A 16584-nucleotide genomic window follows, 5' to 3' on the forward strand; every position below is an offset into this window, starting at 1 on the left:
TTAGAATGGATTACCATGAATCACGAAATGAATGTGAAGTAGATAAAATGTAAAAGATTGTGAAAAAATAAAAGCTTGTCCGTAAATTTTACAAAAAATATACAATTTTAGTTTAAAAAAACGACCGTTCATGAGAAATGAACGGTTTTTTTATGCATACTTATACATTTTTTCAAAAAAGTATTCCCTTTTTACTCATTTTCTTTTAGAATAAGTAATGTTTTCCTGAAAAAATATAAAAGAAACTTCTATTAGAGAAAAAGGTGACTTTAATAGTTGACGGATAAACATAACACCTAGAATGACAGACGGGGTGATACCGATAGAAAAGAAATTAGGATTTTTCTCATTAATTGCATTAGTAGTCGGAACAATGGTTGGCGGTGGTGTATTTAGCCTTCCGCATGACTTAGCAGCTGGGGCAAATAGTGGTGCCACACTAATTGGTTGGTGCATTACAGCGTTAGGAATGATTCCACTTGCACTTGTATATCAAACATTAGCAAGGCAAAAACCAGAGCTTGAGGGTGGAATTTATAGTTACGCACGCGCAGGATTTGGTGAATACATTGGTTTTAATAGTGCGTGGGGATATTGGCTTGCTGGGATTTTAGGAAACGTAGCAACGATTATGTTACTGTTTAGCACGCTTGGATATTTCTTTCCAATTTTTAAAGGTGGAAATAATGTAGCGTCGATTATTGGTGCCTCTCTTTTATTATGGACACTTCACTTTTTGATTTTAATTGGAATTCGTGAAGCGTCAATTATGAATGTAATTGCTACAATTGGAAAGCTAGTTCCGATTTTATTATTTATCGTCGTAATGGTTACAGCATTTCGCTGGGAGACATTTACGCATGACTTTTGGGGAGAAGGGACTGTTTCCATCTCTTCTGTACTTGGACAAGTGAAAAACACAATGCTCGTGACGCTTTGGGTATTTATTGGGGTAGAAGGAGCCGTTGTGTTATCTGGGAGAGCAAAGAATAGTCGTGATGTTGGAAAAGCGACAGTTTTTGGCCTTATTTTAGTCATGGCAATTTATATTTTAATTTCAGTCCTTTCAATGGGGGCTATGCCAAGACAAGAATTGTCTCTTTTAGACACGCCTTCAATGGGACATGTATTAGAACATGTAGTTGGCTCTTGGGGAGCTGTTGCTATTAATATCGGTTTAGTTGCATCACTTGTGGGGACTTTAATTGGATGGTTTCTACTTGTTTCTGAAATTTCTCATGTGGCCGGAAAAGATGGTGTTTTTCCGAAAGTATTTACAAAAACAAATAAAAAGCAAACACCACATATTGCATTATGGATTTCGAATGGTGTTGCACAAACGTTATTTATCATTGTGCTTTTCTCAGAATCAACGTATCAAATGATGTATTTTATTGCTTCGACATCTATTTTATTACCGTATTTATTATCCGCATTGTATCAGCTGAAATTAGTGGTTACAAAGGAAATAAAGCAAGCGAGAATAAAAAACGGAGTATTAGCTTTCATTGCGTTTATTTATTCCATCTGGTTAATTTATGCGGCTGGATTAAAGAATTTGTTACTAGTTTCCATTGTTTATGGTATTGGTCTTGTTGTTTATATGTTTGCTCGAAAAGAAAAAGGAAATCGCTATTTTTCAAACGTCGAGAGATATGTTGTGGTTGTCATTGTAATTGCAACTATTGTATCGCTTTATATGTTATTTACAGGAAATATACAAATGTAAAAAGTCCTCTTGGAGGGCTTTTTTTGTTTTAGATACAAGGAGTTTGTTGTTTTTTACAGAATATTTCATATATAAGAATAAGATGTTCAGGAGGGATGAATATGGAAGAAAAAGAACAGTTGGTAAGGATTATAGAGTTGACCAATGATTTGCGAAAAGTTTTAGTACAAGAATCGTTTTTTAACCATCATCCCGAATTGCGCGGAGTGATTGAAAATTTAGCAGGATCTGTAGAAACATTAGCGAATTTGCAACATAAAAAGGATGAAAATGCTGAAGATAGACTACGATATGTCTTAGCGAAATTAAAGATTGCTCACAATGCGATTTTGCAAGAAAAACAAACATTTTCTTCGCACTAATATCAATTTTTCTCTGAAGACCTGACGGATAACGTCAGGTTTTTTGTTTCTAGTTTTATAAAATAATACATACAATAAGAACAGCATGGGAAAAGAGGGTGAGTGTATTGAAATTACATAAAGCGCTTCATCCAAGTTTTATCAAAAGGATGTATCATATGAGATTTCTTGGAAAATTTGTAGAAGGCATAGAAGAAAAAGAGACATTTTGGATCCAATGTTTGTCGCCAATTCCTTCGGTTTTGCAATCCCAGTTTGGAGAGGAACCATACGTATTTGAAGGGATATGTAGTAATAAAAAGAATGAAAAAGTGTTCGCTGATTTGAAAAAGAGAAAGTTAGAAAAACAGTTGGTGTTATTTCGACTGTATTATGAAAGAGGAAACATATATGTAGAATTAATATGTACAGAACAGAAAGAATTGGTGGATGCATATAAAATTATTCCTTCACCAAGACTAACTGGATATAGAAAAAGAGAATCTTTTGAGCGAAAGCTTGGGAACGGCTACTTATCGTTTCTGATGCCTAAGTTTCCACAGGATTTTGATACACCGGATTTATTATGGCATGAAGGGCGTTTATATGGAAATTTATCATTAAAGCCGTCTGTTAGTTCCATTGCCTATTGTGAACAAAAAAAGGAATGTAAATATATTGAGATTGATGACTGGAAGAAATATATAGAATTAGAAGTTGATGATCATTTGTATTTTGTAAGTGCAAACATATATGAGCAACTCGTAAAACGCGTTGCGGAAGAGGGGAAGCCAATTGAAGTGATGGATACTAGAAGTCAAAAAGAAGAGCAGGAGTGGGACGAACGAGAAACTTCTTTTCTACAGTATGTACAGAAAACGGTATGTGATAAAGGGTTATATATCGATGTAACGGATATCTTTAATTTTCATATTAGTGTAAAAACGAATATGTTAACCATTCTTGGTGGTATACCAGGAATTGGGAAATCTCATTTTGTGCAGGCGTATGCAGAAGCATTAGGATTGCAATATGATGAGGAATTAATATGGATTCCTATATCTCCGACTTATCAAGAGCCACATGATTTACTCGGTTATCTCCATCCAAGCGGAACATTTATTGAGAGTGAGACACAGCTTGTTCGAACATTATTAAAAGCAAAAGAAAATCCGAATCAGCTATATATGATTGTATTTGATGAAATGAATATGTCGCATATTGAGCATTGGTTTACCCCATTTCTATCGATTCTCCAATTAGAAAAAAAGAATCGTATTCTTACTTTATATGAGGAAGGGGCTAGGGGAGAAAATCAAGTTCCAGCGAAAATCGAAATTGGAGAAAATATTATTTTTGTTGGCACGATAAACTTTGATGAAACAACGAAAGAATTATCCGATCGCTTATTAGATCGAGTCAATCTTATTACATTGCAAAAAATTCCATTTTGTGAAATGAGTATGAGACAGGAAAAGAATATACAATTTCCTCCTTTGACAGTAACAGCTGGGGAATTTCGCATAAATTGGGTAAGAAATAAAGCAATGGTTGAAGTTTTTTCAGAGGAGGAATTGGAGTTATTAGATAAGTTGCACGATATATTGTCCTCTTACGATGCATCAAAAGGTATTTCTTTTCGATGCGCTGCGGCTATTGCCTCATACTTGCAAAATATTCCTTTGCACAATAATCAGTCTTATATGATTAGCAGGGAAGAAGGATTTGACCTACAAATTAAGCAGCGTGTATTAACAAAGTTGCGCGGAACCGAGATGACAGTTGGTGCTCTTCTTTCCGAAGAGGAAAAAAAGGGAGCGATGCTAATCCCATTATTACAGTCTCCTCTTGCAAATTGTGTCTCAACATTCGAACATTCCTTAGCCTATTTAAGACAAAAGCGACGCGAATTGGAGTTGTATGGTTATGCAAAATGAAGAACGCAATGAGACTGAAATTGTCGACACGATAGAAATGTTGCCCTTTGTACTGAAACTGATTGTAGGATCGGAAGCCAAGGGAGAATCTATCGTTTTAAATCGTCTCTGTACATCGGCATTCTCTCTCTCGAAGTGTATTTATAAAGTGCAGGAGTTAAAACCATTACGACTATCTTTACATTATGAAAAACCAGTTCATGTTACATTTATATGGAATAAAGTATATGAAGGACAAAAAAATATACAAGAATCACAATATGAACTACATGAAAAAAGATCGAAAATATTAATATATGAACATGGAAAAACAGATTTTTTTTATCCGTGGCGCTGCGGCTTATACCACTTTGAAGTAAGAGTGGGAGAGGAAATATACTACGGAGCATTTCAAATTGTTCCAAAAAATTTGGGAGACGATCAATTTGAAGTGATTCAAAGTTATGTGAAGTCGATTTTGAACGAATTAATTTTAGATCGAGGCTATTATAAAAAAACATTTTCAGCATTAAGTGATATTGAAGATTCTTCTTATTTAATGTTACTGCGCATGCTGCCGAAGAAGATGAAAAAAATAAAACAAATTTATAAAAAAATCGAAATGAATACGAAGTACGTAAATACGTACAATTGGGAGACGCGAGAACGAAAATCGACAAGGAAAAGTGTAATCATAAGTGAAAAAAAACCATATGGAAAGCACTATAATCGCAAGTTTATGGAGCAGAAAAATAGCTTGGAAAATGCTTTTCTTAAATTTAAAACGAGGCAGTTTTATTCTTATTTATTAGAAGCTCAGCATTTTTTACAAAAGACAGTTAAACTACTAGAGGACACAAAGGAGAAAAAAAAGGAGGAATATCAAGCTGTTAAAACCATTATGCAGACAATTGATCGAAATGGCTCTGTGACGGATCGGGAAAAGAAAAAATATAAAAATATACATTTGTTGAAAGAAGCGGATTTACGCAAGAGTGCAGTAAAAATACAAGAATATAAAATTTTGAATCGTATTGTTGATGAAAGTGCACAGTACTTTCATCATTTGTTGCATTCTCCATTTTGGAAGGACGTTTCTGAAAAATCGAATATTACACTTTATTCCGTCTCTATACCACACCGGCAACTTATATATCATTTAGAGTTGTTACCTCATTATAGACAGCAATCTCCAGCCTTATTATTCGTGTATAAACCAACATTTTTAGTCTACGAATATTATGCATTTTTTATTGTTATTTCTATACTGCAACAGATGGGATTTCATGATAAAGTACCGGTGCGAGAACAAATACAGAAATATTTTTATTTAGATGGATTACAAGATGGTACGACAATTGTATTACATCGTGATAAATTTCGAATTCATGTGGCATTTAATGATTTAATTGAAACTCATCCACTTATTGCGCTAAGTAAAGGAAGCCATTTTTATAATGGGGAGGACACGAAAAAACCGGATATTCGACTAGATTGCTATGTAAAGCAGGGAGAAGGGTATGAATATCACTCATCTATTATTATTGAAGTAAAATATAGTCCAATGTATAACATTTTTCAGCCTGTTGGTAATACAAAAGCGACAGAGCAAATGTATAAATATTGGTCTATTAAATATGTAGATGAAAAAGAGGGAAAACGTATATTTAAAAGAAAGGCGATTTATGAAGTAATTTGTGTCTATCCTGGAAGTCATATGCACGGAAAAAAAATTGAATCAGGTTGCGGTGTATTTCTGCAGTTATATCCGTATAAAACGAAGCAAGGAAAAGAGAAGTTAGCTGGAAAACATGGACTCATACAAATTTTTGAGGAATGGTTAAAAAGTATAAAAACGTAAAAATCCTTACTGTTAGAGAACGCTAAAAAATAACCACCTACTATATATTTAGGTGGTTATTTTTGTGTTTTTAATAAAAATGAACGGAGAATAGGAATTCTATTTTGTTTAACGAATACTATAGGTAATAAATATTTTTAGTTGCATACGAAGGTTTGGTCTTATATTATATAATGTAAGCGTTATCAAAGAAGGTGACGATAAGAAAGGCGGGTAAATATGTTCCAGCGTGTTCAAACGAAGGAAGAGCATTTTTGGTTCGAGCAATTGTGGGGAGATTTTTGTGAGGAACGAAATTTAATGTTTGTGGAACGAAATTTAAATCCATCACGATTTTTATTAATAGAAGATCAGCATTATATTGGTACCGTTGAATGTATTCCATATACCGTCCCAGAACAATCTAATTCTGAGTTTTTTTATCCGTTTTCTAAAAATAAATTGATAAAAAACTTAAACAATGTATATGAAATTGGAAAGTTAAGTATCGCAAAAACATCTCGAGGTCGAGGGCATTTCAAAAGATTAGCAGCGATTTTGTTTATACATGCTTTAGAAATGAAGGCGGAATGGTATATTGCAGTTGTAACAAAACGAATGTATATGTATTTGCTTACACTTGGTTTCCCAATTGAACTAATAGATACACCATTTGATTTTCATGATATGTTACAAGGAGTTCCAGTCCGCATTCATGCTCGAAAAGGTATTACACACTTATATTCCTTGAAGGAGTTTCGCGATATCATTCAAGGGAATGCTCATGCACAAACGCTCATCAAAGGATACAGTAAAAATATTATGTTAACAAATTAAATTGTCACAAATTTTTATATAATGTTGTGACTCATATCACATCCTTCTTATTTCATTTACATTACGCTTTATTTGTAAGAGTTGATTAAGAAAGGATGGGATTTAGGACAATGTAATAACTCCATTTCAACGATAAAAATTGCAGCTGCATTAGCAGAGACTTTCCAATGTGAAGTCAACGAATTACCAGTGAGTATTATATTATCATGGTTTGAACAGAAGGCTGTTGCCATTTTGCTCGGTCTATTTAGCCTTGGCATACAAGATATTCGGATTGGACCAAAAGTACCTGAATTTATTTCATCTGGTGTTTTGCAAGTGCTACAAGAGAATTTTGGGTTGAAAACGATTATGACTGCTGCTGAAGATATGGAGACGATATTATCATAGTAAAACGAAAGGATGCCTAAACAATGGGCATCCTTTCAATGTATATATTGATACAGTTATCATGACCGAAACTAGCTCCTTACCCGTAATTTCGTAGGTTAATTTGGTTAAACTGAATAACTATAAAAAATAAACCAAATCAGAGCTACATTACGAAAGGAGCTAGTTTATTAGGAAGGATGCCACAAAAGATGAAGTGAAAGAAAAGAGAAGAAAGTATCTGAAGCATTAGATAAAGCTGAAGAAGCACAAGAAAAAATTGAGGCAAAGAAAAATAAATAAGGTTATAGTGTAAAAGGCTGTCGTGTATAATAACAGCCTTTTAATTTTTTGTTGCAAAAGAAGTTATGCGCTGTAGTAAAAAAGAAATTATTTTAGAATTCCACCTATCCTCATGATGAATGGTGTAAATATTACGCTGAAACTCGAATCCTGGGATTGGTATATAGTACAGCTCATTTCGTTGTACTTCTTGTTCGATAGCAAGTTGAGAAATAAAGGCAACTCCATTACCGTATTTTAAAATTTGTTTCATTGTTTCTAATGAATCTAATTCAATTTCAGATTGGAAAGTAATGTTATGTGCTAACGTCCATTGTGTGAGTAAATCTCTCGTTGTAGATGGAGTACGATGCAATAATATACGCTCCTTTTCAATATCTTGTAATGATACATTTTCTTCTTTTGAAAAATGATGTTCTTTGGAAAAAGCAAGAACAAGTGTATCGGGTATTATTTTCGTTTGTTTTAAAAGTGGTTCATCAAATGGTGCCGCAGAAATTACCCCGAGATCAATTTCATGATTTTGTAGCATCATTCGAATTTCAGGAGCTGTTTTCACCATTAGTATTATTTTTATATTAGGAAATTCACATTGAAATTGGTGAACAACTTTTGGTAAAAGATAAGTCGCGGGTACATAACTTGCACCAATTGTTATAGCTCCTTTATTAAAATCTTTAAATTCTTGTGTGACCCGTCTAGCTTCTTTCATAAGTGCATCTATTTTACAAGCATAATGATGCAATGCCTCGCCAGCCTCTGTTAAGAAATACCTTCCGGAACGTAATTCAAATAAAGGCACACCAAGTTCCTCTTCTAAGCTTTTTATATGAAATGTAATAGTAGGTTGTTTAACGCCAAGTTTTTCTGCAACAATCGTAAGTTTGTTGTATTTCTTAATCAGTACTACAATTTCTAATTTTAAGAGATTCATTATGAGTCGCCCGCCTTTTTTATCCCGCATTAACGGGCAGTAAGACTCCCACCTCAAGATTCAGAGAGAAGCAAGGAAGATAGGTGGGAGATTAACAGCCCGTAACAGCCCGATTGGTTCAACTAATAATCAGTGGGGGATGAAGAAAACCCCCACTGATTAAAGTTTCACTTTATTTTAACTATAGAAAAAATCTATAGAAATAAATAGTTTATTAGAAGTTTTTTAATTTAATCTTTACAGTACATTAACATTCAGTATAAATCTTCCATATAGAATGGAAGCAAGTTAAGAATGAGAGGAAAGAGATGAACCGATGGATATTAAAATTCATGGATTAGAAAAGACATTTGGAAAAACGAAAGCGTTAAAGCCGTTGCAAATTGTAATGAAACAAGGGGAATTTACCACACTTTTAGGACCTTCGGGATGTGGAAAAACGACTTTGCTTAGAATGATAGCAGGACTTGAAGAACCAGATAAAGGAGAAATATATTTTGGAGATAAGTGCATGTATTCTTCTATAAAAAAGATAAAAACATCTCCTCATGAACGGAATATCGGTATGGTATTTCAAGATTTTGCTTTATGGCCGCATATGACTGTATTTGAAAATGTTGCATTTGGTTTAAGGGCTACAAAGCAAACAAATCATTTACGCGAAAAGGTGGAAGATGCGATAAAGAGAGTTCGCCTGCAAGGGATGGAGAAAAGATATCCACACGAACTCTCTGGGGGACAGCAACAACGTGTCACATTCGCTAGAGCAATTGTAACAAAACCTCATTTTATTTTATTTGATGAACCGCTAAGTGCACTTGATGCAATTTTACGAGAAGAAATGAGAACAGAGCTTATGGATATCGTTCATTCCATCGGTTTAACAGCATTGTATGTAACTCACGATCAAACAGAAGCTATGTCAATGTCAGACCAAATTATTGTTATGAAGCAAGGAGAGGTAGTGCAAAAAGGAACACCAGAAGATATTTATGTGAAACCGTCGCATGAATTTGTTGCAAAATTTGTTGGTAAGGCAAATTGGCTTGTAGAGGGTAAAAAAATGATTCGTCCAGAGCATGTGAGCTGGACAAAAAATGATGTGTGCGAAATGTATAGTGGTGAAATTCAGCACGTTACATATGTAGGAGAACGTTATGAAGTAAAAGTAAATATGGGGACACTCGGTGTATGGACAGCTTATCACAATAGTAAGTTAAGCGTCGGTAAACCAGTATCATTATATGTACCAAAAAAATGTATTCATCATATAGGGGGAGAATCGTATGAAGAAATTCAGTTCGCTTAAGTCTTTATTTGTATGTACGTTATTATTTTCTGCTGTAGTAACAGGATGTAGTTCGAAGACAGGTAATGCAGATGCAAAAAATAAAAATGCGAATGAAAAGAAAATTGTTGTATATAGTGCAGGGCCAAAAGGATTAGCAAAAAAAATTCAAAAGGACTTTGAAAAGAAAACGGGTATAAAAGTGGAAATGTTTCAAGGAACAACAGGGAAGATATTAGCGAGAATGGAAGCTGAAAAGAAAAATCCAGTCGTTGATGTTGTCGTACTCGCTTCTTTACCAGCCATGGAAGGATTAAAGAAAGAGGGTCAAACGTTAGCTTATAAAGAAGCGAAACAAGCTGATAAGCTTCGTCCAGAATGGTCGGATGATAAAGGACATTATTTCGGGTATAGTGCTTCAGCATTAGGAATTGTGTACAACACAAAAAATGTGAAGACAGCGCCTGAAGATTGGAGCGATATAATAAAAGGAGAATGGAAAGGGAAAGTGAATTTTCCAGATCCAGCACTTTCAGGTTCCGCTTTAGACTTTGTAACAGGATACGTCAAGAAGAATGGAAAAGATGGATGGAATTTATTTGAACAGCTTAAGAAAAATGAAGTTACAGTAGCAGGGGCAAACCAAGAAGCGTTAGATCCAGTAGTAACAGGTGCGAAAGATATGGTAATTGCGGGTGTTGATTATATGACATACAGTGCAAAAGCAAAGGGTGAACCTGTTGAGATCGTATATCCAAAAAGCGGAACAGTCATTAGTCCACGTGCAGCAGGTATTATGAAGGATAGTAAAAATGTAGAAGGTGCAAAAGAGTTTATTGATTATTTATTATCAGACGGTGTGCAAAAACAAGTTTCTAAAGCATATTTACTGCCAGGTAGAACAGATATAAAAGCGGAAAATAGACCAAATGTAGAAGAGATTCCAGCATTAAATATTGATTGGAAAACAGTTGAAAAAGAACAAGATGAAATAGGAAAACAATTCAAGAAAGTATTTCAATAAGATGGTGATTACATGGTAAATCGATTCGTATCAGTAAGACAATTTGGAATGGTGGTAGCGTTGTTACTTGTGGCGATGTTAATCGTCATTCCGCTTTTTCTCATTTTATTTTCTAGTATATATGAAAATAGCAGCTGGAATTTCTTAAAGCCTTTTGAAGTCATGCAGAGTGGTGGATTAGCTGGGATTTTTTTAAATTCGATGCTTTTAGGTGTACTCGTAGTAATAGGAGCTACAATATTTGCATTTCCATTGGCGTTCATTATGAGCAAAACAGATGTCGGAAAATATAGTAAGTTAGATATTGTTTTTATGATCCCATTTATGACCCCACCGTATATTGGATCGATGGGTTGGATTTTATTTATGCAACCTAACGGCTATTTCGAACAGTTCTTTCCGATGCTAAATCCGATTTCATCATCGTTTTTTAGTTTAGGCGGTATGGTTTTAATTATGAGTCTGCATTTATTTCCATTCCTTTATTTCATGTTGAAAAACACGTTACTTCAGATTGGGAGTAGTAAAGAAGAAGCGGCAGCAGTTCATGGTGGAAAATTTTTCTACCGTTTAAGAAAAGTGATATTGCCGTTATTAGTATCAAGTTATGTAATGGGTGCTTTACTCATTTTCGTAAAGACGATTTCTGAATTTGGAACACCAGCTACATTCGGACGTAGAATAGGATTCCATGTGTTAACATCAGAGATTCACAAATTTATTTCGAGTTGGCCAATTGATTTTAGTAGTGCAACAGCATTATCTTCTTTATTACTTAGTGCATGTATGCTCATTTGGTATATGCAAAATGTATTGAACCGAAAATACTCATATGCAATGGTTAGTGGAAAAGGTGTGAAATCTAAAAGGTATACTTTGTCTATATTTACACGTTTTGTTGCATGGGTCTATGTAATTGGTTTACTAATAGTTTCAATAGGTATTCCATACTTTTCTATACTTATAGCTTCATTGTCAAAATTAAGAGGTGGCGGCTTACATTTAAATAACTTTACAACGAGCCATTATGAATCATTGTTTACAATGGGGTCTCCAGGATTAGAAGCCTTATGGAACAGTTTTCTTTTTTCACTCGTAACAGCGATTGTTGCTGCAAGTATTGGAGTTTTTTTAGCAATTATGATTCGAAAAGGGAAAAAGTCCTCTGAAAAATGGCTTGATATGTGCGGTATGTTACCAAATATGGTACCAGGAATCGTGATGATTGTAGGTCTTATTTTATTTTGGAATTCACCATATATACCTATATCAATTTATAATACACCAGTCATGGTTATCGTAACTTATGTTGTTCTTTTTCTGCCTTATACGGTGCAGTATGTAAAAGTATCTCTCGGACAAATTGATGACTCTCTTGTACAGGCGGGAACTATTTTTTCTGGAAATTATATTTATATTTTTAGGAAAATCATATTGCCTCTTATTATCCCCGGCATTCTTGCTGGATGGGCGATGACATTTACGATTTCGATAAGAGAGTTAGTAGCATCGCTCCTCGTACTACCTCCATCAGTAGAAACGTCAGCAACGTTTATTTTCGCTCAATTTGAACAAGGGGAAGTATCTATAGGAATGGCGATGGCCGTTGTTTCGGTTGGACTTACAACAATGTGCTTATTACTTCTGCAACATATGGAGCAAAAACGAAAAGGGGTAGCATGATGAGGGTAGAAGTATGGGGAGGAGCAGGAGAATATGGTCGTTCCTGCTATTTTATAAAAAATAAAGAGACGAAAATATTGTTTGATTGTGGTATTAATCGATCATATGAGGATAGTTATCCAAAAATAGAGAGAGAAGTTGTTCCATTTTTAGATGCGGTATTTTTATCACATATTCATGAAGACCATACGATGGGTTTACCTTTATTAGCGAAGTATGGATATAAGAAAAAAATTTGGACGACTCATTATACGAAGGAGCAACTTCCAGCTTATTTTGAAAAATGGAGAAACTACAGTTTGGCGCAAGGGTGGAATTTACCTTATAACAATCAAAATATTAAAGATTTACATTATGTATGTATTGATGAGATTAGTAATCCAAATGAATGGATACAGGTTACTCCTACATTGCGGTTTCAATGGGGGTATAGTGGGCATGTATTAGGTGCTGTTTGGTTTTTAGTGGATATGCATAATACATACGTATTTTATTCTGGTGATTATTCAGCAGAGTCTCATATACTACGAGCTAATTTACCTGAGAAATTGCGTGGCGATATAAAAATAGCAATTGTAGATGCCGCGTATCACACTGATGATATTACGCAAACTGAACGAGTAGATGAATTATGTACAGAAATTGAAAGAGCTACGCAAAATAAAGGGATAGCATTACTACCATTGCCTCCACTTGGTAGGGCACAAGACATCGTATTGTATTTATATAAAAGATATAAAGAACTTCCAATTATAATAGATAAAGAAATTTTAGCTGGATTTGAAGAGATGTTCGTATACAAAGATTGGATAAAAAATAATGAAGAACTCGAATGGATGATAGAGAGTTTGAAAAGAAACATAATAGTTATGGATCATGACATTTGTATGCAAAATAGTTATGGAATAGTTGTAATGAGTGATGCGAATATGCAAACGAAACGAGCACAATTATATTATGAACAACTTCGGTATGAAGAACAAACTTCCATTATCTTTACTGGACATATTGCTAAAGGGAGTTTCGCTGAAAAGGTGATGAAAGAACGTGTAAGCAGGAAATGTAGGGTGAAACGAGTTCCGTATAAAATTCATCAAAGTATAAGAGATGTTAAAGAGATGTTAAACATATTATTACCAGAACATACAGTGCTAGTGCACGCTCTTAAAGAGGATACAGATCGATTACAGAAAAAGCTAAGTATAGCAGGGTATGAAAATGTATATTCACTTGCAATGGAATGCATAGAAGTAATTTAAAATATAAAGAAGTTTCAAGAGTATGAAAGAAAATCAATAAACTTGTGGCGCGCATTACATAAACGTTTAGCTGTGCCATGGGCATGGGTACTACGTATTGCGAAGAAATTGATGATGAAGAAGATTATGGATAGATAAGTAAGGAAGCAGCTTTAGTTGCTTCTTTTTTTATCCCGCTATTTTAGGGCTGTTACTACACCAAAATAGCGGGATAAATAAGAATCATTAAAATCCAAACATACTTAAAATCATTTTACGGCGTTTTGGTTTCTTTTCTCGTTCATATGTTGATTGACTGTCCGGTGTAATGTATACGGGTTCTTCTTTCTGAATAGAAGCTTCCAATTTTTCAATCTTTGTTAACATTTCTTCCATTTCACGACGATGCTGTAATAGTTGATATGTGACAACATCATTTGCCTTATCTTGCATTTGTTCTTCAATATGATCTAATCGTTTTGTAATTGTATTTAATTGTATGACGAGTTGTTCAATCTCATTTGAGGATTTCGTTTGGGAAGTGGAATCTTGTTCCATTTGAGAACGGTGATATTCTAACATTTGATCAAAGTCACTTTTTGTAAAAATGTAATGTCCATATTTATTCTTTTGAATCGTGAGATTTAATTGTTGAGCAATCCGAACCACTGCTTTTGGGTTAACACCTAACTTTTTCGCAATAAAGGGTGTTTTATATTCCAAGATAATCCCTCCTATATATATCTTGTTACATGATTTCTAGATGAAAAGTTTGTTCCCTTCTAGAGTGACAAAAGAAGTGTTGAATCGCCAAAGAAAGTGTTTTTTTACGAAATTTAATATGTATCTATGAAACATAGAGCTGCCCCATTTTCAACTTCTCCGTGTTGTAAATTGACGGGAACAAGATTTTTAGATTATCATAAATATAAATATCTTTTTTTATGTATGCATATAATATATAAAAAGGTGATTGCTAATGTAGAATTTTGCCAGATTCAAATTGGATATTTCGCTTGAATAATTTGAAGTAGGAGGTGGCTTCCTTGCTTACAGTGTAAGTAAGGAAACATATTTGGACATATTTAGGATAAGTATGTTGATTGTTTTAATTGTCTTAACTGCATTTTTCGTTGCAACAGAATTTGCAATTGTGAAAGTGAGAGGATCGCGCATCGATTACTTAATTGCTGAGGGCAATAGGCGCGCAAAGTCAGTAAAAACAGTCATTACAAACTTAGACGAGTATTTATCAGCTTGCCAATTAGGGATTACAGTTACAGCACTTGGAATAGGATGGTTAGGAAAACCAGCACTAAAGCACACGTTTGATCAACTATTTGCTAGTTTGAAAGTACCTGTTCAACTTGCGGAATTTTTAGCTGTAATTCTAGTGTTTATGTTCATTACTTTCTTCCATGTAGTTATTGGGGAATTGGCACCAAAGACATTTGCAATTCAAAAGGCAGAGCAAATTAGCTTGTTTATAGCAAGGCCGCTCATTTTCTTTTATCGCCTTACATTCCCATTTATATGGCTACTAAATGGATCCGCTCAATATATAGCAAGAATGTTTGGTTTATCGAAGGTAAAAGAGCGTGAAGATGTACATTCAGAAGAAGAACTGAAATTATTAGTTTCAGAAAGTTACAAAAATGGAGAGATTAATCAATCAGAATTTAAATATGTGAATAAAATTTTTGAATTTGATGACCGGATTGCAAAAGAAATTATGGTCCCGCGTACGGAAATGTATATTTTAGATAAGGATATGCCGACAAAAGAAGCATTGCGAAAAATGTCAAAAGAAAAATATACAAGATATCCTGTAGTTGACGGAGATAAGGATCATGTTATTGGATTTGTTAATTTTAAAGATATTTTCACAGATTATGTGGAACGTGGTGCTGATCATGCTGAAACAGTAGGAACATATATGAGATCGATTATTCTTGTTATCGAATCTATTCCAATTCGTGATTTGTTTTTAAAAATGCAACGGGAGCGTACGCATATTGCGGTGTTAATTGATGAATATGGAGGTACATCAGGGCTTGTAACAGTTGAAGATATATTGGAAGAAATTGTTGGGGAAATTCAAGATGAATTTGATATAGATGAACAACCGGAAATTCAATGTGTCAGCGAAACGAAAACAATTTTAGAAGGAAAAGTACTTGTTAGTGAAGTGAATGCGCTACTTGGTTTAACAATTCATGACGATGGAATTGATACGATTGGCGCTTGGATTTTAACGAAAAACCTTGGAATTGAAGAAGGAGATATCGTGAGAATCGAAGGATATAGGTTCTGTATTAAAGAATTAGATGGCCATTATATTAAGCAAATAGAAGTAACGAAACAACCCGCGCCAATTGTTATGTCTGAAACGGACTCTTCTATATCGCTGCAAGAACAAATTAGTTCGTAAATGGAATGGATGAGTAGATCATAAAAGGTACACTCTTTAAAGTGTACCTTTTCCTTCGTTATGAGGGCATTTCTTGTTTGAAAATGTCATCTTCAACGTAAATTTGACTTTTATCTACAGCAGTATGATGCGCTACAACTAAGCCAATTGGTGTATGTGTTCCCTTATTTTGAACAATAGTGAAGGGAACGTTTTTTTCGTTTGCTAATTTAATGTATTTTGATAAATGTGGGTAAGCAATGCTTCCATTTACAAATAGATGCAGATTCTGAGAAGAATTCATACTTTTGGTTACTTCTGAATAAATGGTGCTTCGCATTACTTGACCGATGGTTAAAGCAATCTCTACACGTTCGCGCAATGTACCTAAATACATATTACGTTCTTCTGGTTTATTTTGCTTTTGGCCATAAATGCCTTCTTGGAGATAATCTTCCACATTTTTATTTACCATATTTTTCACACCTTTCCATGTTTATTGTACGCAAGAATCGGAAAGGATGCAAAAAAAATCATGATATATATGTGAAATTTGACACAAATAGAAGGAAATTATCTAGCACTTATCAAAGGGTATAACGGACGATAAAAATAAAATGAATTTTATCAACAGAAATTAACAAAATGTGACAATAATCTCTTAACGAAATT

Annotated in this window: 13 protein-coding genes and 1 pseudogene; 11 read left to right on the forward strand and 3 right to left on the reverse strand. The window is 34.2% G+C overall.

Going from position 1 to position 16584, the window contains the following annotated elements; all coding sequences use genetic code 11:
- Window positions 1–301 precede the first annotated feature (301 nt).
- The 6 genes and pseudogenes from arcD to MR058_RS04580 all read left to right on the forward strand — a co-directional run.
- Window positions 302–1729 (forward strand): arginine-ornithine antiporter, encoded by a 1428-nt coding sequence (arcD, locus tag MR058_RS04555; protein ID WP_242142860.1) that lies wholly within the window; start codon window positions 302–304, stop codon window positions 1727–1729.
- A gap of 101 nt (window positions 1730–1830) precedes the next feature.
- Window positions 1831–2091, forward strand: coding sequence for a LemA domain protein (locus MR058_RS04560; protein ID WP_242142861.1), 261 nt, complete (start codon window positions 1831–1833; stop codon window positions 2089–2091).
- A 107-nt stretch (window positions 2092–2198) separates the two neighbouring features.
- Window positions 2199–4007, forward strand: a complete 1809-nt coding sequence (locus tag MR058_RS04565) for an AAA family ATPase (RefSeq protein WP_242142862.1) — start codon at window positions 2199–2201, stop codon at window positions 4005–4007.
- Entirely contained in the window at window positions 3997–5847 is a 1851-nt protein-coding gene (locus MR058_RS04570; RefSeq protein WP_242142863.1) for a hypothetical protein, read from the forward strand. Before MR058_RS04565 ends, MR058_RS04570 begins: the two co-directional genes overlap by 11 nt.
- 219 nt (window positions 5848–6066) lie before the next feature.
- Window positions 6067–6663, forward strand: coding sequence for a hypothetical protein (locus MR058_RS04575; RefSeq protein WP_242142864.1), 597 nt, complete (start codon window positions 6067–6069; stop codon window positions 6661–6663).
- Between the two features lie 99 nt (window positions 6664–6762).
- Window positions 6763–7053: pseudogene (locus tag MR058_RS04580) on the forward strand (hydroxylamine reductase); the annotation flags it as partial.
- Between the two features lie 322 nt (window positions 7054–7375).
- Here MR058_RS04580 and MR058_RS04585 read toward each other — a convergent pair.
- Complete coding sequence (locus tag MR058_RS04585) at window positions 7376–8269, reverse strand: LysR family transcriptional regulator (RefSeq protein ID WP_242142865.1); 894 nt, start codon at window positions 8267–8269, stop codon at window positions 7376–7378.
- 316 nt (window positions 8270–8585) lie between these two features.
- Here MR058_RS04585 and MR058_RS04590 point away from each other — a divergent pair, with 316 nt between their 5' ends.
- Genes MR058_RS04590 through MR058_RS04605 form a run of 4 tightly spaced genes read left to right on the forward strand, consistent with a single transcriptional unit; the run spans window position 8586 to window position 13523 of the window.
- Window positions 8586–9578 (forward strand): ABC transporter ATP-binding protein, encoded by a 993-nt coding sequence (locus MR058_RS04590; protein WP_242142866.1) that lies wholly within the window; start codon window positions 8586–8588, stop codon window positions 9576–9578.
- Window positions 9556–10581, forward strand: a complete 1026-nt coding sequence (locus MR058_RS04595; RefSeq protein ID WP_242142867.1) for an ABC transporter substrate-binding protein — start codon at window positions 9556–9558, stop codon at window positions 10579–10581. The genes MR058_RS04590 and MR058_RS04595 overlap by 23 nt, the downstream gene beginning before the upstream one ends.
- 12 nt (window positions 10582–10593) lie before the next feature.
- On the forward strand, window positions 10594–12264 hold the full coding sequence (locus MR058_RS04600; RefSeq protein ID WP_242142868.1) for an ABC transporter permease: 1671 nt from the start codon (window positions 10594–10596) through the stop codon (window positions 12262–12264).
- Window positions 12261–13523, forward strand: coding sequence for an MBL fold metallo-hydrolase (locus MR058_RS04605; RefSeq protein ID WP_242142869.1), 1263 nt, complete (start codon window positions 12261–12263; stop codon window positions 13521–13523). Before MR058_RS04600 ends, MR058_RS04605 begins: the two co-directional genes overlap by 4 nt.
- A gap of 225 nt (window positions 13524–13748) precedes the next feature.
- Here MR058_RS04605 and MR058_RS04610 read toward each other — a convergent pair whose 3' ends face one another.
- Window positions 13749–14225 (reverse strand): chromosome segregation protein, encoded by a 477-nt coding sequence (locus tag MR058_RS04610; protein ID WP_242142870.1) that lies wholly within the window; start codon window positions 14223–14225, stop codon window positions 13749–13751.
- Between the two features lie 373 nt (window positions 14226–14598).
- Between MR058_RS04610 and MR058_RS04615 the strand changes: the two genes are divergently transcribed.
- Entirely contained in the window at window positions 14599–15933 is a 1335-nt protein-coding gene (locus MR058_RS04615) for a hemolysin family protein (RefSeq protein ID WP_242142871.1), read from the forward strand.
- A 58-nt stretch (window positions 15934–15991) separates the two neighbouring features.
- On the opposite strand, the gene MR058_RS04620 is transcribed toward MR058_RS04615, so the two are convergent.
- Window positions 15992–16387, reverse strand: coding sequence for a YueI family protein (locus MR058_RS04620; protein ID WP_242142872.1), 396 nt, complete (start codon window positions 16385–16387; stop codon window positions 15992–15994).
- Window positions 16388–16584 lie beyond the last annotated feature (197 nt).

The sequence above is a fragment of the Bacillus cereus group sp. BfR-BA-01430 genome (assembly GCF_022663115.1).
Classification (GTDB): Bacteria; Bacillota; Bacilli; order Bacillales; family Bacillaceae_G; genus Bacillus_A; species Bacillus_A cereus_BD.

What these genes read in the sequence shown, in the direction of transcription:
- arcD (WP_242142860.1), top strand. Translation starts at nt 302, where the DNA reads ATGACAGACGGGGTGATACCGATAGAAAAGAAATTAGGATTTTTCTCA.
- MR058_RS04560 (WP_242142861.1), top strand. Translation starts at nt 1,831, where the DNA reads ATGGAAGAAAAAGAACAGTTGGTAAGGATTATAGAGTTGACCAATGAT.
- MR058_RS04570 (WP_242142863.1), top strand. Translation starts at nt 3,997, where the DNA reads ATGCAAAATGAAGAACGCAATGAGACTGAAATTGTCGACACGATAGAA.
- MR058_RS04575 (WP_242142864.1), top strand. Translation starts at nt 6,067, where the DNA reads ATGTTCCAGCGTGTTCAAACGAAGGAAGAGCATTTTTGGTTCGAGCAA.
- MR058_RS04585 (WP_242142865.1), bottom strand. Translation starts at nt 8,269, where the DNA reads ATGAATCTCTTAAAATTAGAAATTGTAGTACTGATTAAGAAATACAAC.
- MR058_RS04590 (WP_242142866.1), top strand. Translation starts at nt 8,586, where the DNA reads ATGGATATTAAAATTCATGGATTAGAAAAGACATTTGGAAAAACGAAA.
- MR058_RS04595 (WP_242142867.1), top strand. Translation starts at nt 9,556, where the DNA reads ATGAAGAAATTCAGTTCGCTTAAGTCTTTATTTGTATGTACGTTATTA.
- MR058_RS04600 (WP_242142868.1), top strand. Translation starts at nt 10,594, where the DNA reads ATGGTAAATCGATTCGTATCAGTAAGACAATTTGGAATGGTGGTAGCG.
- MR058_RS04605 (WP_242142869.1), top strand. Translation starts at nt 12,261, where the DNA reads ATGATGAGGGTAGAAGTATGGGGAGGAGCAGGAGAATATGGTCGTTCC.
- MR058_RS04615 (WP_242142871.1), top strand. Translation starts at nt 14,599, where the DNA reads ATGTTGATTGTTTTAATTGTCTTAACTGCATTTTTCGTTGCAACAGAA.
- MR058_RS04620 (WP_242142872.1), bottom strand. Translation starts at nt 16,387, where the DNA reads ATGGTAAATAAAAATGTGGAAGATTATCTCCAAGAAGGCATTTATGGC.